The 23220-nt window shown below is 60.0% G+C and carries 24 protein-coding genes and 1 pseudogene; 10 read left to right on the top strand and 15 right to left on the bottom strand.

Translation table 11 applies throughout. The features are described from left to right. Positions 1 to 79 precede the first annotated feature (79 nt). Positions 80 to 904, bottom strand: a complete 825-nt coding sequence (gene dapD, locus AKU94_RS14625) for a 2,3,4,5-tetrahydropyridine-2,6-dicarboxylate N-succinyltransferase (RefSeq protein WP_050528002.1) — start codon at positions 902 to 904, stop codon at positions 80 to 82. An 85-nt stretch (positions 905 to 989) separates the two neighbouring features. On the opposite strand from dapD, the gene AKU94_RS14630 reads away from it, so the two are divergent. Beyond that, a complete protein-coding gene (locus AKU94_RS14630; RefSeq protein WP_050528003.1) occupies positions 990 to 1817 on the top strand; it encodes an LOG family protein in 828 nt (275 codons plus the stop codon). Here AKU94_RS14630 and mbfA read toward each other — a convergent pair. Beyond that, positions 1814 to 2791, bottom strand: coding sequence for an iron exporter MbfA (mbfA, locus tag AKU94_RS14635; RefSeq protein WP_050528004.1), 978 nt, complete (start codon positions 2789 to 2791; stop codon positions 1814 to 1816). The two genes, AKU94_RS14630 and mbfA, sit on opposite strands and share 4 nt — an antisense overlap. Before the next feature lie 75 nt (positions 2792 to 2866). Next, the gene (locus tag AKU94_RS14640) at positions 2867 to 3751 is read right to left on the bottom strand and encodes a peptidoglycan DD-metalloendopeptidase family protein (RefSeq protein WP_050528005.1); all 885 of its coding nucleotides are present in this window, start codon (positions 3749 to 3751) and stop codon (positions 2867 to 2869) included. 262 nt (positions 3752 to 4013) lie between these two features. Between AKU94_RS14640 and ilvD the strand changes: the two genes are divergently transcribed. The 5 genes from ilvD to AKU94_RS14665 all read left to right on the top strand — a co-directional run bounded on the left by ilvD (position 4014) and on the right by AKU94_RS14665 (position 9738). Further along, the gene (gene ilvD, locus AKU94_RS14645) at positions 4014 to 5747 is read left to right on the top strand and encodes a dihydroxy-acid dehydratase (protein ID WP_050528006.1); all 1734 of its coding nucleotides are present in this window, start codon (positions 4014 to 4016) and stop codon (positions 5745 to 5747) included. After that, positions 5728 to 6312: a hypothetical protein gene (locus AKU94_RS14650; protein ID WP_050528007.1), complete on the top strand. Its 585-nt coding sequence runs from the start codon at positions 5728 to 5730 to the stop codon at positions 6310 to 6312. Before ilvD ends, AKU94_RS14650 begins: the two co-directional genes overlap by 20 nt. Before the next feature lie 126 nt (positions 6313 to 6438). Beyond that, positions 6439 to 7218: a DUF6478 family protein gene (locus AKU94_RS14655; RefSeq protein WP_050528008.1), complete on the top strand. Its 780-nt coding sequence runs from the start codon at positions 6439 to 6441 to the stop codon at positions 7216 to 7218. Positions 7219 to 7233: 15 nt separating this feature from the next. Next, a complete protein-coding gene (locus AKU94_RS14660) occupies positions 7234 to 7602 on the top strand; it encodes a hypothetical protein (RefSeq protein WP_050528009.1) in 369 nt (122 codons plus the stop codon). A gap of 120 nt (positions 7603 to 7722) precedes the next feature. After that, on the top strand, positions 7723 to 9738 hold the full coding sequence (locus AKU94_RS14665; protein ID WP_050528010.1) for an NADPH-dependent 2,4-dienoyl-CoA reductase: 2016 nt from the start codon (positions 7723 to 7725) through the stop codon (positions 9736 to 9738). Between the two features lie 39 nt (positions 9739 to 9777). Here AKU94_RS14665 and AKU94_RS14670 read toward each other — a convergent pair. Next, a pseudogene (locus AKU94_RS14670) lies at positions 9778 to 10605 on the bottom strand (IS481 family transposase); the annotation flags it as partial. 537 nt (positions 10606 to 11142) lie between these two features. Further along, positions 11143 to 11379, bottom strand: a complete 237-nt coding sequence (locus tag AKU94_RS14680) for an EF-hand domain-containing protein (protein ID WP_157056563.1) — start codon at positions 11377 to 11379, stop codon at positions 11143 to 11145. 347 nt (positions 11380 to 11726) lie between these two features. On the opposite strand from AKU94_RS14680, the gene AKU94_RS14685 reads away from it, so the two are divergent. Beyond that, positions 11727 to 12632: a LysR family transcriptional regulator gene (locus AKU94_RS14685; RefSeq protein ID WP_050528013.1), complete on the top strand. Its 906-nt coding sequence runs from the start codon at positions 11727 to 11729 to the stop codon at positions 12630 to 12632. On the opposite strand, the gene AKU94_RS14690 is transcribed toward AKU94_RS14685, so the two are convergent. Genes AKU94_RS14690 through AKU94_RS14700 form a run of 3 tightly spaced genes read right to left on the bottom strand, consistent with a single transcriptional unit; the run spans position 12633 to position 15010 of the window. Continuing rightward, positions 12633 to 13565: an OmpA family protein gene (locus AKU94_RS14690; protein WP_050528014.1), complete on the bottom strand. Its 933-nt coding sequence runs from the start codon at positions 13563 to 13565 to the stop codon at positions 12633 to 12635. A 9-nt stretch (positions 13566 to 13574) separates the two neighbouring features. Next, the gene (locus tag AKU94_RS14695; RefSeq protein WP_050528015.1) at positions 13575 to 14291 is read right to left on the bottom strand and encodes a GNAT family N-acetyltransferase; all 717 of its coding nucleotides are present in this window, start codon (positions 14289 to 14291) and stop codon (positions 13575 to 13577) included. Beyond that, on the bottom strand, positions 14291 to 15010 hold the full coding sequence (locus tag AKU94_RS14700) for a competence/damage-inducible protein A (RefSeq protein WP_050528016.1): 720 nt from the start codon (positions 15008 to 15010) through the stop codon (positions 14291 to 14293). Before AKU94_RS14700 ends, AKU94_RS14695 begins: the two co-directional genes overlap by 1 nt. A gap of 151 nt (positions 15011 to 15161) precedes the next feature. On the opposite strand from AKU94_RS14700, the gene map reads away from it, so the two are divergent. After that, positions 15162 to 16046 (top strand): type I methionyl aminopeptidase, encoded by an 885-nt coding sequence (gene map, locus AKU94_RS14705; RefSeq protein ID WP_050528017.1) that lies wholly within the window; start codon positions 15162 to 15164, stop codon positions 16044 to 16046. A gap of 2 nt (positions 16047 to 16048) precedes the next feature. Here the strand turns inward: map and AKU94_RS14710 are convergent, their stop codons facing one another. Genes AKU94_RS14710 through AKU94_RS14720 form a run of 3 tightly spaced genes read right to left on the bottom strand, consistent with a single transcriptional unit; the run spans position 16049 to position 18489 of the window. Continuing rightward, a complete protein-coding gene (locus AKU94_RS14710) occupies positions 16049 to 16702 on the bottom strand; it encodes an HAD family hydrolase (protein ID WP_050528018.1) in 654 nt (217 codons plus the stop codon). A gap of 12 nt (positions 16703 to 16714) precedes the next feature. After that, positions 16715 to 17287: a 16S rRNA (guanine(966)-N(2))-methyltransferase RsmD gene (gene rsmD / locus AKU94_RS14715; RefSeq protein WP_050528019.1), complete on the bottom strand. Its 573-nt coding sequence runs from the start codon at positions 17285 to 17287 to the stop codon at positions 16715 to 16717. Continuing rightward, on the bottom strand, positions 17287 to 18489 hold the full coding sequence (locus AKU94_RS14720; RefSeq protein WP_050528020.1) for an NAD(P)/FAD-dependent oxidoreductase: 1203 nt from the start codon (positions 18487 to 18489) through the stop codon (positions 17287 to 17289). The genes rsmD and AKU94_RS14720 overlap by 1 nt, the downstream gene beginning before the upstream one ends. A gap of 108 nt (positions 18490 to 18597) precedes the next feature. Here AKU94_RS14720 and AKU94_RS14725 point away from each other — a divergent pair, with 108 nt between their 5' ends. Together AKU94_RS14725 and rnd are read left to right on the top strand one after the other, a co-directional pair. Next, on the top strand, positions 18598 to 19086 hold the full coding sequence (locus tag AKU94_RS14725; RefSeq protein WP_050528021.1) for a peroxiredoxin: 489 nt from the start codon (positions 18598 to 18600) through the stop codon (positions 19084 to 19086). Between the two features lie 116 nt (positions 19087 to 19202). Continuing rightward, positions 19203 to 20360 (top strand): ribonuclease D, encoded by a 1158-nt coding sequence (rnd, locus tag AKU94_RS14730; protein WP_050528152.1) that lies wholly within the window; start codon positions 19203 to 19205, stop codon positions 20358 to 20360. A gap of 3 nt (positions 20361 to 20363) precedes the next feature. Here rnd and AKU94_RS14735 read toward each other — a convergent pair whose 3' ends face one another. From AKU94_RS14735 to AKU94_RS14750, 4 genes are all read right to left on the bottom strand, one after another. Beyond that, entirely contained in the window at positions 20364 to 20648 is a 285-nt protein-coding gene (locus tag AKU94_RS14735; RefSeq protein WP_050528022.1) for a 4a-hydroxytetrahydrobiopterin dehydratase, read from the bottom strand. A gap of 11 nt (positions 20649 to 20659) precedes the next feature. Continuing rightward, complete coding sequence (locus AKU94_RS14740; protein ID WP_050528023.1) at positions 20660 to 21823, bottom strand: GNAT family N-acetyltransferase; 1164 nt, start codon at positions 21821 to 21823, stop codon at positions 20660 to 20662. 18 nt (positions 21824 to 21841) lie between these two features. After that, positions 21842 to 22612, bottom strand: coding sequence for a glycerophosphodiester phosphodiesterase family protein (locus AKU94_RS14745; RefSeq protein WP_050528024.1), 771 nt, complete (start codon positions 22610 to 22612; stop codon positions 21842 to 21844). A gap of 102 nt (positions 22613 to 22714) precedes the next feature. Then, positions 22715 to 23176: a RidA family protein gene (locus AKU94_RS14750; protein WP_050528025.1), complete on the bottom strand. Its 462-nt coding sequence runs from the start codon at positions 23174 to 23176 to the stop codon at positions 22715 to 22717. Positions 23177 to 23220: the final 44 nt, after the last annotated feature.

Here is a 23220-nt window from a genome sequence, read left to right on the forward strand (position 1 = left end):
ATGTCCCCTGTGTGACGCTCAAAGATGATTGGGCGTCTTAACCCGCCCCGACGGTGCATGGCCCTCGGGGCAAAGGTGTTTAGTCGCGTAGCAAATCGTTGATCGAGGTTTTGGAGCGTGTTTGCGCATCCACTTTCTTCACGATCACGGCACAGTAAAGGTTGATCCCGTTCTTCGACGGCATCGAGCCCGCAACAACCACCGAGCCCGCAGGCACTTCGCCATAGGTCACCGCACCGGTTTCGCGGTCAACGATCTTGGTCGACTGGCCGATAAAGACGCCCATCCCCAAAACCGAACCTTCGCGGATGATGCAGCCCTCAACCACTTCGGAGCGTGCGCCGATAAAGCAGTTGTCCTCGATGATCGTCGGGCCGGCCTGCATCGGTTCCAGCACGCCGCCGATGCCGACACCGCCCGACAGATGCACATTCTTGCCGATTTGCGCGCAGGAACCGACGGTGGCCCATGCGTCGACCATGGTGCCCTCATCGACATAGGCGCCGATGTTGACGAAAGAGGGCATCAGGACCACACCCTTGGCGATATAGGCCGAGCGCCGCACGATGGACCCCGGAACCGCGCGGAAACCGGCGCTGCGCCAGTCGGCCTCGGTCCAGCCTTGCACCTTGGAGGGCACCTTGTCCCACCAGTTGGTGTTGCCATTGGCACCGGAAATCTCATGCATATCGGTCAGACGGAACGACAGCAGCACCGCCTTTTTCGCCCATTGGTTCACATGCCAATCCGCGCCCCGCTTTTCGGCCACGCGCAATGTGCCGGAATCCAGCGCGGTCAGGGTTGCCTCGATCGCGTCGCGGGTCTCGCCCTTGGTGGCGGGGGTGATGCCATCGCGGGCCTCCCACGCGGTTTCAATGGCGGTCTCTAGGGCTGCATTGTTCATGTCATATTCCTTTACGGTGGTCACGCTTTGCCCAAGGCTATAGACGTTGATGCAAAGTCACGCAATTGCAGAGCAAGGACCATTGATGAAAGACGACAACCGCAAGCACCCTTTTCGCGACAGCCAGCAAGATGTGAAAGCGGTCCGCGAGGTTCCCGATACGCCGCAAACCCGTGCGCCTGCCTACCGGCTTGCCTTTACCGACCATGAATTCATGTGCCGTGAGGAATTGCGCCCCGTGCGGTTGCAGTTGGAATTGCTCAAGCCGCAATTGGTGATGGATGAGCGTGGGATTGAATCCACGATTGTGCTGTTCGGCGGCGCGCGCATCCCCGAGCCTGCAAAAAAAGACACCGCCCGCACCGAGACGCTGGCTGAATTGACCAAATATTATGCCGAGGCGCAGACCTTTGCGCGTCTGATGACAGAACGTTCAATGGCCAGCTATGGCCGTCAGAATGTGATCGTTACCGGCGGCGGACCAGGCGTGATGGAGGCGGGAAACCGCGGCGCTGCCGAGGCGGGCGGGCAAAGCATCGGCCTGAACATTGTGCTGCCGCATGAACAGGCGCCCAATGAATATGTCACGCCTGATCTATGTTTCAACTTCCACTACTTTGCCATCCGCAAGATGCATTTCCTGATGCGCGCCGCTGCGATCTGCATCTTTCCCGGCGGCTTTGGTACATTGGATGAGATGTTCGAAAGCCTGACCCTGATTCAGACCGGCCGCATGAACCGCATTCCCTTCTTGCTGTTTGGCAAGGAATTCTGGCAACGGATTATCAACTGGGAGGCGCTGGCCGAGGCTGGGACAATCTCACCCGAAGATCTTGGCCTCTTTCGATTTGTCGAAACAGCCGAGGATGCAATTGCCGCGATTGACGCCTTTGTTTCCACCCCTTGTGATTAACCGGCCCCGATAAGCATCCCCGCCCCCAGAACCAGCGCGCCGCCCAGCACCACCTGAAACGCGGCGCGCATGAACGGCGTTTCCATATAGCGGTTCTGGATCCAGGCAATTGCCCATAGCTCTACAAATACCAGCGCAATGGCGATCGTGGTGGCGGTCCAGAAATCGGGGATCAGATAGGGCAGGGCATGGCCCAACCCGCCCAAAGTGGTCATCACCCCCGCGGCGATCCCGCGTTTGACCGGCGACCCGCGCCCCGAAAGCTGCCCGTCATCTGATGCGGCCTCGGTAAAGCCCATGGAAATCCCCGCCCCGATGGCTGCGGCCAGACCAACCAGCAAGGTCGTGTGGTTGTCATGCGTGGCAAAGGCCACCGCAAAAATGGGCGCAAGCGTGGAAACCGACCCGTCCATCAACCCCGCCAGCCCCGGCTGCACCCATGTCAGCACAAACTGGCGGTGGGCATTGCGGTCTTCCTCGCTGCGGGCATCACTGCCGAGGTGCTCATCTTGCAAGGCATGCGCCAGGTCTTCGTGCTGGGCTTCGGCGGTGGCCAGATCCCCCAACAGCTTGCGCGTGGCGGCGTCAGAGGTGCGGCTGGCCGCGCGGGTATAGAAGGCTTGGGCGTCATGCTCCATCGCGGCGGCTTCACCCCGGATTTTCTCCAGCCCGAGGTTTTCGGTCAACCAAACCGGACGGCGGGCATAGAAACCGGCCACATGTTCGCGCCGGATCAGCGGGATCACCTTGCCAAAGCGCGCGACATGCAGATCGATCAGGCGGTGGCGGTGGCTGTCCTCTTCCTCGGCCATGCCATCAAAAACGGCGGCAGAGGCTGGATAATCCTTGCGCAGCATTTCCGCGTAGCTGCGATAAATGCGGGCGTCGTCCTCTTCGGATGAAATTGCCAGCGCTAGAATTTCCTGCTCGGACAGGTCCGAAAAGCGGCGACGGTTGGAAAATCCCGGGATCATGGCTCACTCCAGTTTAGAATGGTTCTAATTACCGCGTGGCTGACAAAAACACAATCCCCTAATGGTTTGCCCGCCTTAGAACGAAAAACGTGACTGTTCTAGGCGCAAGATCAGGTTTGGGTCGGGGCAAATCTGTGACCAGACCGACCACAGCCCCGCATGGCCGACGCCAAAGAAGTTACCCCTATTTTGCTCCAGCATTGATGTCATGACCTGGAAATGCAGATGCGGGGCCCAACCGCCATTTTCATGCCAGTCGCCCAGATGGGCAATCACCTGACCGGCCGCCACCCTGTCGCCCACCGCAAGCAGGTCGGGCAGGCTGCCGCCCAGATGACCGTAAAGGGTAAAGAATGGCACCGGCCCGTCATGTTCCAATATCAGGGTATGGCCATAATCCAGAGGATCGGCGTTATAGGTCAGATGCCGCACCACACCTGCAAGGGGGGCATGGACGGCCACACCTGCGGGGGCAAAGACATCAATGCCAAGGTGAACGGTACGGCGTTCATGGCTGGCGCTATCGGCAAATTGTTCGGCGGCATAGACGGTGCGGTTTTCCGCATAAAGTCCTATGCCATAAGGCACGCCTTGTGCGGTGAACCAGATATCGAATGCCGGATCGGAAAAGGCGGGCATATCGGCGCGCTGGCCGCCGGTGGGCAAGGAGATGCTGGGGCCGCTGTTGATTTCGGGCCGAAACACTGGAGATGCATCGACGGCTCTTAGGTGGCTGACGATTGCGCCTGCACCCTCGACCGCCTCTTGGCCCGCGCCTGCGCGTAACACCGCACGCAGCAGGCCCTGATCGACCGAGGCCAGCCGCGACCTGATCTTTGGTGTGCAATGGCCCAGCAATTCGGTCAGCGCCAACGGCCCGTCTGCGGCGGCAAGCAGAAGCGCTGTATAAAGATCGGGTTGATCGGTCAGTTTTGCTGCGAGGGCGGGATAGTCGGGCATGGTCTGCTCCTCAGGATCGGTCCGGTGGGCTTGGCGGTGGTCAAATCTATGACCGGATCGACCTTCGCTGCAAGCGGGTTTCCGTTTAGCATAACCCGCTTAGGGGGCTTGCAACGGTGCGGGCGATGTAATCTTGCGCCTTTCTGTCCTTTTCCTTGCCTAAAATACCATAGCTGCGGCAATCTGCGTGCAATCGCGTCTTGCCCCTTGTGCATCACCGCTTTATCCCCTTGTTCAAAGCGACATTCCGGAAGGACCAGCCATGAAGAACTCCCGTTTCGACAAATCCAAACTGCCATCCCGTCATGTGACCGAAGGCCCGTCGCGTGCGCCGCACCGCTCTTACTTCTACTCCATGGGAATCACCGAGGAAGAGATTCACCAGCCATGGGTCGGGGTTGCGACCTGCTGGAATGAGGCCGCACCTTGCAACATCGCGTTGAGCCGTCAGGCACAATCGGTCAAGGGGGGCGTGAAAAAGGGTGGCGGCACCCCGCGCGAATTCACCACCATCACCGTGACCGATGGGATTGCGATGGGCCATGAAGGCATGCGTTCCTCGCTCGCCTCGCGTGAGGCGATTGCCGACACGGTAGAGCTGACAATGCGCGGTCATTGCTATGACGCGATTGTGGGGCTTGCGGGGTGCGACAAATCCCTGCCGGGGATGATGATGGCGATGGTGCGGTTGAACACGCCGTCGGTGTTTATCTATGGCGGGTCGATCCTTCCGGGCCGTCTGAACGGCAAGGATGTCACCGTGCAGGATGTGTTCGAGGCCGTGGGCCAGCATCAGGCCGGCAATATGTCGGATGCCGAGCTTGAGATTTTGGAGCGTGTCGCTTGTCCTTCGGCAGGGGCGTGTGGCGGCCAGTTCACCGCCAATACCATGGCGTGTGTCTCTGAGGCGATCGGCCTTGCGCTGATGAATTCTTCGGGTGCGCCGGCACCTTATGAAAGCCGCGACCAATACGGCGAGGCCTCTGGCGTGGCCGTGATGAACCTGATCGAGAAAAACATCCGCGCCCGCGATATCGTCACTCTTAAGTCACTGGAAAACGCGGCACGGGTTGTGGCTTGTACGGGTGGCTCCACCAATGCCGGGCTGCATTTGCCCGCGATCGCGCATGAGGCGGGGATCGATTTCGATCTCTCGGACGTCTGTGAGATTTTCCGCGATACGCCCTATTTTGTCGACCTCAAGCCTGGCGGGCAATATGTCGCCAAGGACCTCTATGAGGCAGGCGGTATTCCGGTTGTGATGAAAGAATTGCGCAAGGCGGGCCTGATGCATGAGGATTGCATCACCGCCTCGGGCCGTTCCATGGGCGAAGAGCTTGACCTGATCCAGCGTGAGGCTGACGGCCGTGTGATCCACCCTGTCGCTAGCCCGATCACCAAAACCGGCGGCGTTGTTGGCCTGAAGGGTAACCTTGCCCCCGAAGGCGCGATTGTAAAGGTTGCCGGCATGTCCGAGGAACAGCAAGTGTTCAAAGGGCCGGCGCGTGTGTTCGAATGCGAAGAAGAGGCCTTTGAGGCCGTCAAGGCCCGCGGCTATGAGGAAGGCGAAGTGATCGTCATCCGCAACGAGGGCCCCGCTGGCGGTCCCGGTATGCGTGAGATGCTTTCGACTACGGCCGCACTTTCGGGTCAAGGCATGGGCAAGAAAGTGGCTTTGATCACGGACGGGCGTTTTTCAGGCGCGACCCGTGGCTTCTGCGTGGGCCATGTCGGCCCGGAGGCGGCCCATGGTGGCCCGATCGCCTTGCTGCAAAACGGCGATATGATCACTCTGAACGCCATCACCGGCGAGCTGTCGGTGGATCTGACCGACGAAGAGCTTGCCACCCGCAAGGCCAATTGGAAAGGCCCGCGCCAGACCGAATATGACAGCGGCGCCCTTTGGAAATATGCGCAGCTTGTGGGGGGCGCGCGGCTTGGCGCTGTGACGCATCCCGGCGCACAGAAAGAGCGGCATGTCTACATGGATCAGTAAGGCCTGCATCTGTGTCTTTCTGGTATCGGGCTGCGTTGCACCCGGTACCACAGCCTCACCACAGTCGGGTCAGGCTGAACGTAGGGGCGTTGCACTTTCGGGGGTAAAGCTGGCAGGACCTGCGGAGTTTTGCCCGCTTACGCGCACGCGCCAGATATTTGACGGCGCGGAATTTGTTGCCTTTGCGCCCTGCGACGGCTCTGAGGGGGCGATCCTTGCAGCGACTGTGGGTCCAAAGGGGGGCGCCAAAGGCGTGATCCTGACCAAAGCCGCCCTCGCCCCCTATTTCGACACGCCCGAGGGTAAGGACGCGTTGCGTGGTGCGGGCAGCAACGACGATATTACCATACATGATCTACGCGATATTCCGGGCGGTATCACCTTGGGGCTGACCCGTAGCGCGGAGGATCAAAAAAGCGAATCCTGGCGCACCTTGATGGCAGTCGGTGAGCGGCTGGTGACCCTTTCGGTGCGCCCCCGCCAAGGGAAAACGATGAGCGATAGCGTTGGCCGCCGCCATATTGACCGCTTTGCAGCGGCTGTGCGCCGCGCCAACGGGCTGTGAGCGGTGCGCCCTGCCAGCGGCTTGGTCGGTGGAAGAAGAATTTTAACGAATATGTGAGACCACAGTCATAGTTTCCAATGCGGCATCCCGGGGGCGGTGCCCGAAGAGAGAGTGACGGCGCTAACCATGGTGAAACATCGAGAGCGATGGATTGACAAAGTGATGTACCGCCGCCTGTTGCGGCGTTGGACCAGATTGGCCGATATGGTTGAGCGACTCGATCTTGACAGCTTGCAGCACTATCGCGGGCAGGCACTTGCGTTGCGCCGCAATCTGGACCGGGTGATACATCAAGCCGAAAACCGGTTAGCGTTGCCTTTGATCGGATCGGCAGAGGCCCCCAAACCGATTGGCTCTGATTGGGCATGGCGACCGGAACCCTGGTCCGGGCCGATCGCCTTTTCCGGCCTGTCGAGCGTAGCGAACCACACCGCGATCTGTGACGGGGCGACGATCTTTCACGATTGCCCGCGGAGTGAGCTGACAGTCCGTCAGCTGCGCAACTCAGATGCAACCCACCTTGCGCCATTCGGGCTGCGGATGGATGTCTTCCGGTTTGAGGGGTCTTTTCTGTCGCTGGTGCTGGAATTGCCCGATGCGGCGGTTGATGGCTTGCGCCTGACCCACCTGATCGGGCTCAACGCGACGATCGAGGCGGAGAAAGCGATCGGGATTTATGCGCGTCTGAACGTCAAACAGGGGCCGAATGTGGAACAGATCACCCGCCAGCTGCCGCTTGAGGGGGGGGAGGCGAATGTGCTTGTGGAATTCGACCTTGCCTACAGCAATCTTGCCGAAAAGCAGATTGACCGGCTTTGGCTGGACCTGATCTTTGATCGTGCCGGGATGAACCAGATTACGCTGCGGGACGTGACATTTTCCCGTCGGCCAAGGGCGGAACTGTGATGCAAAGAGGCAGGAATGTTTAAAACCAAGCTGATCAAAACGCGCTTTCGGGCTGGCATCTGGGAGGGGGTATTGACCGGCGCCGGCCCTGCGCCCAAGGTCAAGGTCTTGCATATGGGGCTGCCTATACCGAGCGTTACCCTGACCGCGATGGCGAAGGGTGACTGGGCTTTGCGCGCGCCTATTCCTTCGGACGCCCTATGCGACGGGGTGCAAACTTTTGTGATCGTCGATGCGTTGTCGAATGAAAATCTAGGCCATTTCAACATTATCAGCGGTGACGTACCGGGCGATGATATTCGTGCCGAGGTACATCTTTTGCGGGCAGAGATGGATATGCTCAAGCGCAGCTTCCGACAGCATTGCCTCAATTCGGCTGGCTGACCGGCCCCAATTCCGGCGGGACACCCAGTTTTACAGCCGCCGTGCGACTGGTGACGCCGCATTGGGGGTGACAGTCGGGTTGTGCCGCGCCATGCTGGCCAAAACGCAGAGAGGTCGCGCATGATGCATTACCCAAACCTATTGAAGCCGCTTGATCTTGGATTCGTCACCCTGCCCAACCGGGTGCTGATGGGATCAATGCACACGGGGCTGGAAGAGACTGGCGATTGGGCGCGGGTGGCTGAATTTTATGCTGCGCGGGCGCGCGGTGGAGTGTCCTTGATCGTCACCGGCGGCATGGCCCCCAACCCTGAGGGCGGCGTGTTTCCGGGGGCGGCGGGGCTGTATTCAGCGCAGGATATTGCCAATCATCGCGGCGTTACCGATGCCGTTCATGCGGCGGGCGGGCGGATTGCGATGCAGATCTTGCACGCAGGGCGCTATGCCTATTCCAAGGATTGTGTCTCGGCCAGTGCGGTCAAATCGCCGATCTCTCCCTTTGCGCCCAAAGCTCTGGATGAGGCCGGGATCGAGGCACAGATCGAGGCGATCGTTACTGCCGCCACCCGCGCGCAAGAGGCGGGCTATGACGGGGTGGAAGTGATGGGGTCGGAGGGGTATTTCCTGAACCAGTTCCTTGTGCGCCATGTCAACAAACGCACGGATGGTTGGGGCGGTGATTATGCCAACCGTATGCGCCTTCCGGTCGAGGTGGTGCGGCGGGTACGCGCGGCCGTGGGGCCGGAGTTCATCCTTATTTACCGCATCAGCCTGATTGATCTGGTCCCCGACGGGTCTAGCTGGGATGAGGTCGTGACCTTGGCCAAGGCGGTCGAGGCGGCGGGGGCGACCATGCTCAACACCGGGATTGGTTGGCATGAGGCGCGGGTGCCGACCATTGCCACATCCGTGCCGCGCGCCGCCTTTGCGTGGTTGACGGCCCGTTTGCGCCCCGAGGTGTCAATTCCGGTCATCACCTCCAACCGGATCAACACGCCGGATGTGGCCGAGCGGATTTTGGCTGATGGGCAGGCCGACATGGTCTCTATGGCGCGGCCCTTTTTGGCCGATCCTGATTTTGTGGCCAAGGCGGCGGCCGGACGGGCGGCAGAAATCGCGCCCTGTATCGCCTGCAATCAGGCCTGTCTGGACCATACGTTCAGCGGCAAGCTGACCTCTTGTCTTGTTAATCCACGGGCCTGCGCGGAAACCGAACTGCGCTATTTGCCCACCTCTAGGCCGAAACGGGTGGCGGTGGTTGGCGCGGGGGCTGCGGGAATGTTCTGTGCGATTGTTGCGGCGGGGCGCGGGCATCAGGTCACGCTTTTTGAGGCGCAGGACCGCGTGGGTGGTCTTTTGAACCTTGCCAAGGTTATCCCCGGCAAAGAGGAATTTCGCGGTCTTGTCGATTGGTTTACGGTGATGTTGGAGCGTTCGGGTGTGGAGCTGCATCTGAACCGGCGCGCCACCGTACAGGATCTAGCGGGTTTTGATGAGGTGGTCGTGGCCGCCGGTGTTTTGCCGCGTGACCCAGGGATTGCAGTGCAGGACGGTGCCAACGTTCTGGACTATGGGGCCGTGCTGGCTGGGGCGCCTGTTGGCAACCGGGTTGCGGTTATCGGCGCGGGGGGCATCGGCTTTGATGTCTCGGAATTTCTGGTGCATCAGGGGCAAAGCCCGACCGAGGATCTTGCGCTTTGGCGGCGGGAATGGGGGGTGGGCGATCCGGCGGATGTGCCGGGGGGATTGGCCGCCGCAGGCCCACGGCCCGAACCGCCCGCACGACAGGTGATCCTGTTGCAGCGCAAGGCGGAAAAGCTGGGTCGGCGTTTGGGTAAAACCACCGGCTGGATACACCGCGCAGCCTTGCAGATGAAGGGCGTCACGATGCGTGGGGGGGTGACCTATGACGCGGTAACCCCTGAAGGTTTGCAGATCAGTGCCGCAGAAGGAAACGAGCTTTTACCCGTTGATGCCGTCGTGCTCTGCGCAGGCCAACTTCCCAATCGTGATTTGGCCGATGCGTTAGGCGCGGCTGGAATTGCCTGCCATGTTATCGGTGGCGCAGAGGTCGCGACAGAGCTGGACGCAAAACGGGCTATTGACCAAGGGGCCCGTCTGGGCGCGGCGCTCTAGGCGGTTCCAATCCTGTGATGCAACCCAAACGGCGGCCTGACTGTTCAGTCCCGGCATCTGTTGGATCGGGTGGGGGCTGCATCTTTTTGGCTCTGATGTGCAAATTTTGCAGATGTATTCCTAGGGCGTAAGGCCATTGCGGGTCTCCCGCCTTCGGGAAAAGTTGTAGGCTGTCGTAGTGGAGACGCTTGAGCGTGGCTTCTTTGATTGTGCAGTTCATCCGCTCGACCTGACCGTTGGTCTTGGGGCGATCAGGCGTGGTCAATCGGTGTTCAATCCCGTTGGATTTATAGATCATGTCGAAATGCATTTGCCGCGAGCAGATGGTGTTCCTGTTCCGGGGCTGCTCGGCGAGCTGAATGCCATTGTCGGTTAGAATTGTATGGACCTGATAGGGCACGTCTTTGAGCATGTGTTGCAAGGAACCCCAGGGTGGTTCAAATATCAGTATTGTCAAAGCCTTAGGTCACTGAAAACTTGCTGGTGTGATCGATGCCAACGAACAGGTAGAGCGGTCCTCAGCTGTCTGCACCCCTGCGATATCGGAATAAAAGAACCCAATCGGGTAGCGTTTGAACCTTTGGACGTCCGGCAGGCTGGAGATGCTGTGCCAATGCAGGCACCGGTGCAGCGGCAGCAGCGTATGACGCCGAAATGCGATGATGGCCGCTTCTTCGGCCTCGGTTCGCGCGGTTCTTTCGGACCCGTATGCATGTCCTCGATTGTCGCCCGCTTCCGCCATTTGGCAACCGTCTTGGGATTGATGCCGAGTTCCGTGCGCAGCGCCGCGAGAAGGGCAGGGGTTCGCTGTAGTACTGCTCTGACGGCGACCATTGTCGTGGCGCTCCCGTGACGAATTTGTTCCATAATGCCTGTTTCCATTTCTGAGAAAGGGTCGCACGCATCAACACGTGGGATCAGATGCTTAGGTCGGTGTCCTTCGGGATGAGTTTTGGGTGCGGCAACATCTGCCTTGCAGGGTGGTTGCAGCCTGCATTTTCAGTGCATGATCCGATGACCCGTTTCGGCGGCGGGTTCCGCGAAAGAGTCCGATCCATGAACATCGACCAGATCAGCCCCAAAACGCTGATAGAGGGCCTAATCCGAAGATTCATATGCATTGGGGCACTGGGTTTGAGGCGCTGAGACGCCGCCATAACGATCGCTCCTGGTCCAAATGCGCGGGAGACAGCCTGCTGCCGTCACCCGGACTGTAAGGGCCCTGCTCTGCGCTGCCGTCCACGCTTATGCGTTCATCAGTTAAGGGTATGGAAATGCCGGCGGGGTGAGTGACCGCTTTGAGATGCGTTGCTCTTTAAAACAGCAACCTGCCGCGCATTGCGCGGCAGGTTCTGGCCAGTTATTTCCGACAGTTGGGAGTGTATCAATCGGGACCAGAGGTGTTTATTGTGCAGGCGGCTCCGCCCCAGTTGCGGCATTGAATTCGGCCGGATCAACCTCGCCATCGGCATTGGTGTCCATCGCGGCAAAGACATCTTCGGTGATGTTGGGATAGGTTGCCATCAGTTCTTCCATTGACCATGTCCCATTGCCGTCGACGTCAGCGGGGGCCTCTTGGGCAAATGCGGGAAGGGTGGTCATGCCGGCGACAAGGCCAAGTGCGATCATAAAACGTGTCATTTCATATTCCTTTAACAGGTTCGGCGCAGGCACCATGCCTTTGCTTCACCAGAGCTATTGTGCGGCGGAACACTATTCCAGAGGGGGCGCAGCCAGGCGGAAATTTCCGCCTATAAAGCGCCTTTATGGCCCGAGATGAGAAACAATTTTCCGCTTAGGGCGGAGTGCTGTCCCTTTTTCTGCCATCTGGGCGGGGCTAAACCGGCATGCTTTTGCCGCCCATGTTTGTTTCCACACTATTAACGATGCTTGCAAATGACCCGTACTGGCCGCGCCAGCGCCGCGATATTGCCCGATTTGATGATCAGTAAGGGAAGCAGGCCTGTACTTATCGCATGGGGAACACAATGGATCGACTGACTGAAATGGAAGCTTTCGCCACGGTGGTGGATCAAGGCGGGTTCACCGATGCGGCGCGCAAGCTGGGGATTTCTAAATCCGCTGTTTCCAAACATGTCTCTTCGCTTGAGGCGCGGCTGGGGGCGCGACTGTTGAACCGTACCACCCGCCGTGTCAGCCCGACCGAGATTGGCCTTGCCTATTACGACCGCGCGCGCCGGGTGCTTAATGACGCAGGTGAGGCGGATGCGCTTGTCACCTCGATGCAATCCGCGCCATCCGGCTTGTTGCGTATCAGCGTGGCGACGGATTTTGGCGTGAACCTGCTGTCACCGATCCTGGGGGATTTTCTGGCGGAATATCCGGATATCACCGTGAATATGGTGCTGAACAACCGCTATGTTGAACTGATTTCCGAGGGCTTTGATATGGCGATCCGGATTGGCGATCTGGAAGACAGCAGCCTGCGTGCCCGCAAATTGACCGAGACGTCAAAACGTATGATCGCCTCTCCGGGCTACTTCCAAAAGCATGGCCGCCCGATGAAGATCGACGATCTGAACGAGCATAAGCTTTTGCATTATTCGAACCAAGCCAACGGAAATATGTGGAAAATTCCTTCGCCAACGGGGGAAAAGCGACAGGTGCGCACGGCGGGCTGGCTGACGGTCAATGATGGGCAATCCCTGTTGAACGCCGCGATTTCGGGGCTTGGTATCGCTTATCTGCCATCGTTTCTATATGCTGAGGCGCTGAAAAAGGGCGAGGTGGTTGAGGCGATTCCCAACTTGCCGGTTGACACGCTTGGCATCTATGCTGTCTATCCGCCGGGTCGGTTTACCCAGCCCAAAGTGCGCGCCTTTATCGATTTTCTGGCGCGGCGCTATGCCGATAAGGGACCGGACGGCTGGTAACTATTCAGCGGCGGTCAGGATCGCCTCAACCCGCCGGTTTTTCTGGCGGCCCTCTTCGGTCAGATTGCTGGCGATTGGGGCCAGATAGCCTATGCCTTGTGCCTCTATCTGCGCGGGCGGGATGCCGTAAACTTCAATCAAGCGGGTGCGGACAGATTCCGCGCGGCGTTTGGAGATGACGATATTGCCCTCCAACCCGCCCGAGGCATCCGTATGGCCCACAAGGGCGACGCGCCGGTCAGGATTGGCAAGCAGCCAATCGGCCAAGGTGGCCAGCGCGGCATAGGGCCCTTCGCTTAAATCGGCAGCCCCCGTACCAAAGTCGAGCCCCTCCAGCACGGTTGCCCCTTTGTCGAAAAGCCGGGCCAGATCATTGTCTGTTGCAGGCAGCAAAGGCACCTCGGTCGTCACCATATTCGTTGCGGCAAAAAGGGTCGGGCCCGCATCGACCACGGCGCGGGTGATTTGCACAAAGCCCTTGTCGGCAGAACGGCTGACCAAAAGACCCACGGCCTCATCCCCGCGCCGCATGGAAAGATAGCGGAAATCGCCTAGATCGACATGCATATCGGGTTCGGGCAGCACATCGATTGCAAACCGAAAGTCAAAGCCACCACAGCCCTCGGTCTCACATTCAAAGACGGGTGAAAAACCGACTGCATCCAGTTGGGCGCGCAACGGTTGGATTAGATCAAGGCTGCTCAGGCCGGGCGTGTCGACCTGCCATGCGGCACGCTCTACGGTGCCGTCAAAGATCTGGGTCGGCAGCCCGTCTTTGGTCCAGCGTCCGGTGGGCATGGCAAAACTGGCGCGAGTCGTTTCGGGGTTGGTGGTGGGCGTGGCCGGGCCAGGAAATTCCAGCGTAAACGCCTGCGCGCCCGAGGCTGCCACCCAAAGTGCCAATCCGGTCCACACCCGCATCAATCTGCCCATGATGTGTCCCTAGCCCTGTTTGATACGGTAGTGATAGGCCGCAACCTGCTCCATGCCAAGATGGGCATAAAGCGCGCGGGCGGCATGGTTGTCTTCGGTTACCGCAAGGCAGAGCGTATCTGCCCCCTGATCTGCGGCCCAGACGGCCGCGGCCCGCATCATATTGCGCGCGGCCCCGTTGCGCCGCTGGCTGGGCGAGATTTCCAGCGCGTGCAGCATCGCGGTTTTGCCGTGGCAGGCGACAAAGGCAACCCCTGCCGCGCGGTCATTGATGCGGCCCAAAAGACAGGTCTTGGGCATTGGCGCATGTTCCATTATTGCCATACGGGCAGCGCCAATTCCGGCCTCGGCCCAAAGTTGCGTGGCGATGCCAAGCGGTGGCCACGTGGGAAAAGCCGCCATGGCCGAGGGGGCAGGTGTGGCGAGTTTTGCCACCGGTGCTGCGTATACCACCACCGGATCATGTCGCACATAGCCGCGCGCCTCCAGCAGCCCGCCCAGCGCTGTCTCGTCTGGGCGAACCATAAACAGTGGCGGCTGGCCAAGGGCGGCCATCGCAGCCTCGGCCTGCGCGATATCGGCTGTTTCAACGGGCCCTTCAAGGGTGGCGGCAGAGACACGTTGCCCCCCGCCAAGGCCTTGGCGGATGCGCCACGGTCCGTGCTGTGTGATGCTGGCGGGGGGCCATGTGGCCTCTGTTACGGCGTTGAAATCCTTTGACTCCATCAGGCAAACATCGCCGCAAGCCGTGTCATCGCGGCATCGATCTGCGCCGCATCGGTGCCACGGATCACCAGATTGGTTCCGTAAGCCCCGTTCACGACAAAGGGATAAGAGCCCATCGACAGATCGGGGAATTCACTTGCCAAGTCGCCAAAGGGTCCGGCCACCTCGCCTTCGCCGCGATCAACACGCAGGGATTGGCTTAGCAGTGGCGCGCCGCCGGTCAGGGTCGGCAGGACGCCGGCAACCATTGCCTGAAAAACATTCGGAACACCCGCCATTACATGCACATTGCCGATGGTAAAACCCGGCGCGGTAGAGATCGGATTGTCGATCAGGCTTGCACCATCGGGGATACGCGCCATCCGCTGGCGTGCTTCATTGAACGGCATGCCGGACCGTTCATAATGCGCGGCCAGAAGCGCCATCGCATCGGCGCGCTGGCTGATCGGTGTGTCAAAGGCGGCGGCCACGGCCTCGGCGGTGATGTCATCATGGGTCGGGCCGATCCCGCCCGAGGTGAACAGATGATCATAGGCCATCCGCAGCGCATTGACGGCGGCGATAATGGCCGTGCGGTCATCCGAGACGACACGTACCTCGGCCAGATCAATGCCGTGGCGGGTCAGCTCTCCGGCCAAAAAATGCATGTTGCTGTCACGGGTACGACCCGAAAGGATCTCGTCTCCGATGACCAGCATCGCGGCGGTGGGGTTGGTCATATGGCCTCCTCTCGGGTTGGTATGATATTGGTATAGGGCGAGGTCCGGGTGGTTTCAAACCCTGAAAATCAACGAGCCGCCCGCAAGGTCTGGCAATTTTGGCGCGACGGGCCTAATTAGGGGCCAAAGCGGTTGCAGGAAGGCACGGGTTGTGGACGAGACGCGCGGACGGATTACAAAAGACGGCATTCGAATCTATGAGGACGCGGATTTTGCCGGGATGCATGCGGCGGGCAAGGTTGCGGCCGAAATACTGGACCTTGTCGGCCCCTTGGTCGTGCCGGGTGTGACGACCTATGCGCTGGATAAATTCATCACCGATGAGGTAGACCGCCGCGGCGTGACCTCGGCCACCATCGGCTATCGTGGGTATCAGCATGCCTCGTGCATTTCGGTCAACCATGTGGTTTGTCACGGAATTCCGGGCAGCAAGATCCCCAAACGCTCCAATGACATGATCCGCGAAGGGGATATCCTGAACATTGATGTGACCATTATTCTGGACGGATGGTATGGCGATACCAGCCGGATGTATGTGGCGGGCAAGCCCAAACCCTTTGCCAAACGTCTGATGCAGGTCACCCATGACAGCCTTATGTTGGGGATCGAGGCGGTCAAACCCGGCAATACCTTTGGCGATATCGGCTATGCGATCCAATCTTACGTGGAAAAGCAGGGTCTGTCGGTGGTGCGCGATTTCTGCGGGCATGGCATTGGCCGTGTCTTTCACGCTCCGCCGAATGTGGTGCATTACGCGGGTTTCCGTAAAGACGCTCAGGGTAATAAAATCTCGGCGCTGCGGCGTAATATCGAGGATCGTACGGCGGTGCTTGAAGAGGGAATGTTTTTTACGATTGAACCGATGGTCAATCTGGGCCGCCCCGAAACCGAGGTGCTGGCCGACGAATGGACCGCTGTTACCCGCGATGGCAAGCTGAGCGCGCAATATGAGCATTCCGTGGGCGTGACCGCCACAGGGGCCGAGATATTTACCCTCTCGCCGGGCGGTGTCTACAAATCCGCGCTTGAGGGCTAGGCCTAACCGTCTAGCCCCAGCTTTGCAGGCACCGCGCACAGGGAGTGGATGACCTCTGCCCCTGTCGCGGCCAGGCTTGTGCCGTCATCATGCTGGGCCAGCCCCAGACACCGGATGCCCGCGCGCGCGGCCCCGAGACAGCCCGACGGGCTGTCGTCAATAACCACGCAATCGGCGGGCGCCACGCCAAGGGCCTTTGCCGCATGGAGCCACAATCCCGGGTCGGGTTTGGGGCAACCGAGGGCCTGACCGGAATAGAGGTGGCCATGGAAATGTGTCTTCACATGGGGGTGTTGCCCCAGCGTGACCTGCATCTTTTGATCCGATCCATTCGATCCGACCGCACAGGGGATCGCGGCGGCGTCCAGAATGGCCAGAAGAGCCTCTACCCCATCAATTAACGGCGTGCCCTGACCCAGTTGCGTATAAAGACGGGCATAAAATGTATCGACCCAATCATCGGGCAGGGTGGCGCCAAGGTCGCGCGCGGTGGTAAACAATGTGCCAATTGTCCCGCCCAGAAAACGGCGCTTCATCTCGGCGCGTGTCAGGGTCAGCCCGTGATCGGCGAGCTCGGTCTCCAGCAGGGAAAAGGTGATGGTTTCACTGTCAACCAGAACGCCATCGCAATCGAACAAAACGGCTTTGGGGGTCATTCGGGGCCTCTTTCAAAGTTGTGCGGTTGCGCGCAGGATGGTGATTGTGGTGTCGCCATATTTGCGCTGATCGAGCAGGGCAAAACCGTCGGGCCGGGTGGTGGTGGCGTTCTCCTCCCAGACCACCACGGCATCGGGGGCAATCCAGCGGCCGGTGATGGCGGCGGCCAGCGCGGCCTCGCCCATCTGTTTGCCGTAGGGCGGGTCGAGGAAGATCAGATCATAAGGCGCGGCAGGGTTCGGCGGCAGTCTAAGCGCGGATTGCCGCAGCACGGTGGCATTTATCCGCGTGATTTCCAGATTGCGTTTCAAGAGTGCCAGCGCCGGTTTGCCATCATCGACAAAGGTCACATGATCCGCGCCACGGCTGACCGCCTCCAGCCCCAGCGCGCCGGTGCCTGCAAACAGATCCAGCACCCGTGCGCCCGTTACCGGATTTGGCCCGCCATCAAGACGCCCGTTGATCAGCAGGTTGAATATCGCCTCGCGGACGCGGTCCGAAGTGGGGCGCAGATGGGCGGGGATATCGCCTTTGCCAACATCTGCCAGATGGGTGCCGCGGTGGGTTCCTCCGATGATGCGCATTATGCCAACAAGGTCTTTAGCTCGGTCGCGGGGTCGCTTACCCGCGCCGGATCGGGGGATTTCCCCATCGCAAGCAAGCGCTTGGCCACCATAAAGGCACGCGGATCATTCATCGCATCCACCGCAAGCAGCCTGTCGCCCTGATAGTACCAGAATGAAACGGCCCCTTCGGTACGGCGTGTGATGATGTTGTCATAGCCGCTGTTAAGTCCCGCAATTTGCAGTTTGATATCATATTGATCGGACCAGAACCACGGCGCGGGCACATAATCCTTGGCGGCCCCCAGCATATTGGTGGCAACACATTCGGCCCGCTCGATCGCATGGGGCACCGACTCCAGCCGCATCCGGCCGTTTGGCACCGGAAAGCTGGCGCAATCGCCCGCGGCCCAGATGTCAGGCGCTGAGGTGCGGCCAAGTGCATCGGTGGCGATGCCGTTGTCGATCACCAGTCCCGCCGCCTCGGCCAATGCGGTGTTGGGGTTGATCCCGACGCCGACCATCACGAAATCTGCCGCAATTTCCTGACCATCCGACAAGCGCGCGCCGGTGACATGGGGCCCGCCCAGCAAACGGTCCAGCCCCGTGCCTTCAAGGATCTTCACGCCGTGGGAGCGATGCAAATTACGAAAGAAATCAGAAGTTTCCGCCGCGGCAACACGTTGCAAAATCCGCGGGGCCATTTCCAGCAAGGTCACCTTCAGCCCCAGCTTGGCCGCCACCGCAGCCCCCTCCAGCCCGATATAGCCGCCACCCACGATCACCAGCCGTTTGCCGGGGATGAAATAGGGCTGCATGGCGTCTACATCGGCCAGATCGCGCAGGGTAAAGACCCCCTGCAAATCGCCCCCCATCGCGGCAGGTAAGCGGCGGGGCGACGATCCGGTGGTCAGCGCCAGCCTGTCATAGCGTAGCACCTCATCGCCCAAACGAATGGTTTTGGCGACCGGATCAATCGCGGTGACAGTGGTGCCAAGACGCAAGGCGATGTCATGCTCGGCATAAAATTCTTCGGGGCGCAGGAACAACCGCTCGGCGGGCATCTCGCCCAGCAAATAGGCTTTGGACAGCGGGGGGCGCTGATAGGGCGGCACGGTTTCGGCCCCGATCAGCGTGATGCGCCCGGTTTCCCCAAGGCTACGCGACTTGGCCACAAGCGATGCCCCGGCCTGCCCGGCCCCGATTACGACGGTATGCGTCATTCGTATCCTTCCTGCTGGCGGCGGTTTTTCCAAATCATCACTAGCCGTGCGTCTGGGGGAAGCCTATATCTGTGAGCAGAGGAAACGCAACGCGAGAGGAAGTACAATATGACAATTTCTATCGGGGATACATTGCCAGAGGCAAAATTGCTGCGTTTGGGTGCGGATGGTCCGGAAGAGGTCAGCCTTGGTGCGCTGACCAAGGGCCGCAAAGTGGTGATCTTTGCCGTGCCGGGGGCCTTCACGCCAACCTGCCATTCTTCCCATATGCCCAGCTTTATCCGCAGCAAGGACGCGCTTGCCGCCAAAGGCGTGGAAGAGGTGATCTGTATTGCCGTCAATGACCCCTTTGTGATGAAGGCCTGGGGTGAGGCAACAGGCGGTGCGGAGGCTGGCATCACCTTGCTGTCCGACAGTGGCAGCGCCTTTACCCGCGCGATGGGCATGACATTTGACGCACCGCCTGCTGGCCTGTTGGCTCGGTCCAAACGCTATGCGCTGCTGGCCGAAAACGGGGTGGTCAAGGTGCTGCATCTTGAGGAAAGCCCCGGCGCGTGTGACGTGTCTGGCGGCGAATCCATGCTGGACGCGATCTGATAATACGCAAAGAAAGCCTTGCCCCCTTGCGTTGCAGGGCTTTCTTTTGCGGCAAAGCGCGCCTATAGCAAATTATGCGGGATGACCCCGTGCAAATTGCTTATAGCAGGATTTTGATGAGAACGATAACAACAACGCAAGAGCTGGCCGCCTTTTGTGAGGCTGCCAAGAACGAAAGCTATGTAACGATCGACACAGAGTTCCTGCGCGAACGCACCTATTGGTCCAAGCTGTGCCTGATCCAGATGGCGCTGCCGGGCAAGGATGGCGATGCCGTGCTGGTGGACCCGATTGACGGCGCCGAGATGTCGCTGGACCCGCTATATGACCTGTTTCGCCACGAGGCGACCGTCAAAGTGTTTCACGCCGCGCGTCAGGACCTCGAGATTTTCTTTGTTGAAGGCAACTGTTTCCCCAAGCCGCTGTTTGATACGCAGGTCGCCGCGATGGTCTGCGGCTTTGGTGAGCAGGTCGGCTATGAGACTCTCGTGCGTAAAATCGCGCATGAGCCGCTGGATAAAACCAGCCGTTTCACCGATTGGTCCCGTCGTCCCCTCAGCGAGGCGCAGAAAACCTATGCGCTGGCTGATGTCACCCATTTGCGCGTGATCTATGAGGCCTTGGCCGCACAGATCGCCGAAAGCGGCCGTCAGAAATGGGTTGAGGAAGAGCTGGCGGTTCTAACCGATCCCGAAACCTATACCATCCGCCCGCATGAGGCATGGCAGCGTATCAAGACGCGCACAAGCTCGGCACGGTTTCTGGCGATTGTAAAGGAATTGGCCGAGTTCCGCGAAGCCTATGCGCAGGGCCATAACGTGCCGCGCAGCCGCGTGGTCAAGGATGACGCGTTGCTGGAGCTTGCCTCAACCAAACCGGCCACAGTCGAAGATCTTGGCCGTTCCCGCCTGTTGTTGCGTGAGGCCCGGCGTGGCGAGATTGCCGAAGGATTGCTTGCCGCCGTCAAGGCCGGTGTAGAGGCAAAGCCCGACAGCCTGCCCAAAGTGGTTAACGGCAAGGACCAGATGCAGGTAAATCCAGCACTTGCCGATCTGTTGCGTGTCTTGCTCAAGGCCAAATCCGAAGAGTTGGGCGTGGCGGCCAAGTTGATCGCCTCTGCCTCGGACCTCGATCAGATCGCGGGGGGGCAGCGTCAGGTCGCGGCCCTTGCCGGTTGGCGCAAAGAAGCCTTTGGTGAGGATGCGCTGCGCCTGTGCCGCGGTGAAATCGCGCTTTCGGCCAAGGGCAATAACATCAAGGTTGTACGCCTCTAACGGTTATGGCGCGGCCAGCAGATCCATTTTGCTGGCCAGCTTGACGTCCTTTTCGGTCAGCCCATCCGTGTCGTGGGTGATCAAGCTGATGGTGACGCGGTTATAGATGTTGGACCACTCGGGATGATGGTTCCATTTTTCTGCCCAGATCGCGGCGCGGGTCATAAAGCCGAATGCCTCGATGAAATTGCCAAAGCGGTAGGTCTTGGTGATGGCGTCGCGGGTTGGCTCCATTTCCCAGCCATTGGCAAGAAGCGGGGCAAGGGTGGCGTTATCCGGTCTGTTCATTCTGTCCTCCGTTATGATGTGCTGCGAAATGGGCCGTAGCTGGTGAGGATATCTATATCTTCCTCTACGGCGTTGCGCTCGGCATCAAGATAGTCGCTGACCGCCCGCGCAAAGCCCTCATTCGCGATCCAGTGGAGCGAGTAAACCGGTGTCGGAAGATAGCCGCGCGCCAGCTTGTGGTCGCCCTGCGCGCCGGCCTCGACCCGTTGCAGACCATGCGCAATCGCCCAATCAATCGCGCGGTAATAGCACAGTTCAAAATGAAGGCAGGGGTGGTCTTGGGTGCAGCCCCAATAGCGCCCGAAAAGCGTGTCCCGCCCGATGAAATTCAGCGCACCTGCCACCGGCGCGTCACCGTCAAAGGCCAGCACCAGCAAGATATCTTCGCGCATCGTGGCGTGAAATGCATCAAAAGCCGCGCGGGTCAGATAGGGCGTGCCCCATTTGCGCGCGCCGGTATCCTGATAGAACACCCAAAAGGCATCCCAATGCGCGGGGGTGATCTGGTCGCCGGTCAGCGTGCGGATATCAAGCCCGGCTGCATTGGCGGTCTGGCGCTCTTTGCGGATGGCCTTGCGTTTGCGCGATGAAAGCCGCGTCAGGAAGGCGTCAAAATCGGCGTAACCGTCATTTTGCCAGTGATATTGCTGGGTGACGCGCATCATCAGCCCCATCTCTGAGCCGCGGGTTGCCTCTTCCTCGGTGCAAAAGGTGATATGCAGCGAGGAAAGGTCATTCTGGCGGGCCACTTGGGTGGCGGCGGTGATCAAGGCCTTGGTGCCCTGTTCCTCCTCGCCCGGCAGGGTCAGGAAACGGCGGCCGGTTGCAGGGGTAAAGGGCACCGCCACCTGAAGTTTGGGGTAATAGGCCCCGCCCGCCCGCTCAAAGGCCTGCGCCCAGCTGTGGTCAAAGATATATTCGCCCTGACTATGGGATTTGGCAAACATCGGCATCGCGGCAATCGCGCGCCCTGCCTGCCGCACGACCGTGGGGCGGGGATGCCACCCCGACCGCCCGCCAATGGAGCCGGACCCCTCTAGCGCCAGCATGAACCTATGCGTGGTGAAAGGGTCAATCGCGCGGCCGGTTTCCTGTTCCGGGCAGGCCAGCGCATCCCAGTCCTTGGCCGGGATTTCGGCGAAACTGCTGTGCAATGTCACGTCAATATCAGCCATGGGAACCTATGGTGCCAATCACGTCAGCGGCGCGGGAAGATAGCCCTCAAACGTGATATTCTGTGCAAATTCGCGGGCCTCGCGCTCGGCCTCGGGTGAGGTGATGGTCCAGCAGAGGATGGCCGCGCCTTGGTTGCGCAACTCCGTCACGCGCGGATTGTCCAGATCCTTGGCGGCATGGCTGATGAAGCTGGCATTGGCGTGGTCATAATCGGGGATCATACGCAGCCGGTCACAGGTTGCCGCCGGTATCGGTGCCCAATCTGCCGGATCGAAGGCACAGGTGGTGATGCCGCGCGGGATCAGCGGGCAAAGCCGGGCCATGATGATCACCGAGTTGGGGTTGAACGACATGACCGCCACCGGCCCGTCATAGCCTTCGAGTGCGGCGGCCGTTGCGGCCTCAAGCTTGCCATCGGTGGGGCCAAGCTCTCCTTGCTGGTCTTTGAGTTCGATCAACAGGGGGACCTGACCGGCCACAAGGGCAAGGATTTCGGGCAGGCCCGGGATGGTTTCGCGCCCACCCCGCAGGGGGATATGTGACAGCTCTGCGGCAGAGCGCTGGTTGACGGGGCCGGTTTCCAGCGTCAGCCGGTCCAAATCCTCGTCATGAAAGACCATTGCCTGACCGTCGCGCGACAGTTGCAGGTCAATCTCGATCGCATAGCCCGCCGCGATTGCCGCGCGAATGGCGGCGCGGGAGTTTTCGGGGCGGCGGTCGCGGATATCGTGCAGGGCGCGGTGGGCAATAGGTTTGGTCAGAAAATCGGGATGTAGGGCAAGTGGCATGGCATTTCGCTTATGTTGATCGGAAAGGGGGCGAGACGCCCCCAAGCCGGTGTTCGTGGTGCCAGAACCGGCGCCCGAGTCTCGGTGTTTCCGAAATGATTTTTAGGCAGAGATCTCAAATATTCCCTCGATCTCTACTGCCACGCCCAAGGGCAAGGATACAGCAGAGACCGCAGAGCGTGCATGGCTGCCCGCATCGCCAAGGATTTCAACCAGAAAATCCGAAGCGCCGTTGATGACCTTGGGCTGATCGGTGAAATCGGCCGTGGAATTCACGAAACCCGTGAGTTTGATAACCCGCTTGAGCCGTGAAAGATCGCCATTACAGGCGGCATTGACCTGCGCAAGCAGCGAAATGGCACAGCGCTGTGCCGCGGCGGCGCCCTCTTCGGCGGTCATGGTGTCACCGAGGCGTCCTTTGATCAGGCCATCGGGGCCTTGGCTGATCTGGCCCGACACGTAAAGCGTGTTGCCGTCCAGCACAAAGGGGACATAGTTGGCGGCGGGGGCAGGGGCGTTTGGCAATGTGATACCACGTTCGGCAAGGCGGGAAGTAACCGTCATTTTGGTCCTCTCTACTGTTTAGGAGAGGCTACCCCCTTTTCCCC

Origin of the sequence: Pseudorhodobacter aquimaris (assembly GCF_001202025.1) — a bacterium.
Classification (GTDB): domain Bacteria; phylum Pseudomonadota; class Alphaproteobacteria; order Rhodobacterales; family Rhodobacteraceae; genus Pseudorhodobacter; species Pseudorhodobacter aquimaris.

What these genes read in the sequence shown, in the direction of transcription:
- AKU94_RS14745 (WP_050528024.1), bottom strand. Translation starts at nt 22,612, where the DNA reads ATGCCACTTGCCCTACATCCCGATTTTCTGACCAAACCTATTGCCCAC.
- AKU94_RS14665 (WP_050528010.1), top strand. Translation starts at nt 7,723, where the DNA reads ATGATGCATTACCCAAACCTATTGAAGCCGCTTGATCTTGGATTCGTC.
- AKU94_RS14725 (WP_050528021.1), top strand. Translation starts at nt 18,598, where the DNA reads ATGACAATTTCTATCGGGGATACATTGCCAGAGGCAAAATTGCTGCGT.
- AKU94_RS14700 (WP_050528016.1), bottom strand. Translation starts at nt 15,010, where the DNA reads ATGACCAACCCCACCGCCGCGATGCTGGTCATCGGAGACGAGATCCTT.
- AKU94_RS14735 (WP_050528022.1), bottom strand. Translation starts at nt 20,648, where the DNA reads ATGAACAGACCGGATAACGCCACCCTTGCCCCGCTTCTTGCCAATGGC.
- mbfA (WP_050528004.1), bottom strand. Translation starts at nt 2,791, where the DNA reads ATGATCCCGGGATTTTCCAACCGTCGCCGCTTTTCGGACCTGTCCGAG.
- AKU94_RS14655 (WP_050528008.1), top strand. Translation starts at nt 6,439, where the DNA reads ATGGTGAAACATCGAGAGCGATGGATTGACAAAGTGATGTACCGCCGC.
- AKU94_RS14630 (WP_050528003.1), top strand. Translation starts at nt 990, where the DNA reads ATGAAAGACGACAACCGCAAGCACCCTTTTCGCGACAGCCAGCAAGAT.
- AKU94_RS14660 (WP_050528009.1), top strand. Translation starts at nt 7,234, where the DNA reads ATGTTTAAAACCAAGCTGATCAAAACGCGCTTTCGGGCTGGCATCTGG.
- AKU94_RS14640 (WP_050528005.1), bottom strand. Translation starts at nt 3,751, where the DNA reads ATGCCCGACTATCCCGCCCTCGCAGCAAAACTGACCGATCAACCCGAT.
- AKU94_RS14650 (WP_050528007.1), top strand. Translation starts at nt 5,728, where the DNA reads ATGTCTACATGGATCAGTAAGGCCTGCATCTGTGTCTTTCTGGTATCG.
- rsmD (WP_050528019.1), bottom strand. Translation starts at nt 17,287, where the DNA reads ATGCGCATCATCGGAGGAACCCACCGCGGCACCCATCTGGCAGATGTT.
- ilvD (WP_050528006.1), top strand. Translation starts at nt 4,014, where the DNA reads ATGAAGAACTCCCGTTTCGACAAATCCAAACTGCCATCCCGTCATGTG.
- AKU94_RS14695 (WP_050528015.1), bottom strand. Translation starts at nt 14,291, where the DNA reads ATGGAGTCAAAGGATTTCAACGCCGTAACAGAGGCCACATGGCCCCCC.
- AKU94_RS14720 (WP_050528020.1), bottom strand. Translation starts at nt 18,489, where the DNA reads ATGACGCATACCGTCGTAATCGGGGCCGGGCAGGCCGGGGCATCGCTT.
- dapD (WP_050528002.1), bottom strand. Translation starts at nt 904, where the DNA reads ATGAACAATGCAGCCCTAGAGACCGCCATTGAAACCGCGTGGGAGGCC.
- rnd (WP_050528152.1), top strand. Translation starts at nt 19,203, where the DNA reads ATGAGAACGATAACAACAACGCAAGAGCTGGCCGCCTTTTGTGAGGCT.
- AKU94_RS14740 (WP_050528023.1), bottom strand. Translation starts at nt 21,823, where the DNA reads ATGGCTGATATTGACGTGACATTGCACAGCAGTTTCGCCGAAATCCCG.
- AKU94_RS14680 (WP_157056563.1), bottom strand. Translation starts at nt 11,379, where the DNA reads ATGACACGTTTTATGATCGCACTTGGCCTTGTCGCCGGCATGACCACC.
- AKU94_RS14690 (WP_050528014.1), bottom strand. Translation starts at nt 13,565, where the DNA reads ATGGGCAGATTGATGCGGGTGTGGACCGGATTGGCACTTTGGGTGGCA.
- AKU94_RS14685 (WP_050528013.1), top strand. Translation starts at nt 11,727, where the DNA reads ATGGATCGACTGACTGAAATGGAAGCTTTCGCCACGGTGGTGGATCAA.
- AKU94_RS14750 (WP_050528025.1), bottom strand. Translation starts at nt 23,176, where the DNA reads ATGACGGTTACTTCCCGCCTTGCCGAACGTGGTATCACATTGCCAAAC.
- AKU94_RS14710 (WP_050528018.1), bottom strand. Translation starts at nt 16,702, where the DNA reads ATGACCCCCAAAGCCGTTTTGTTCGATTGCGATGGCGTTCTGGTTGAC.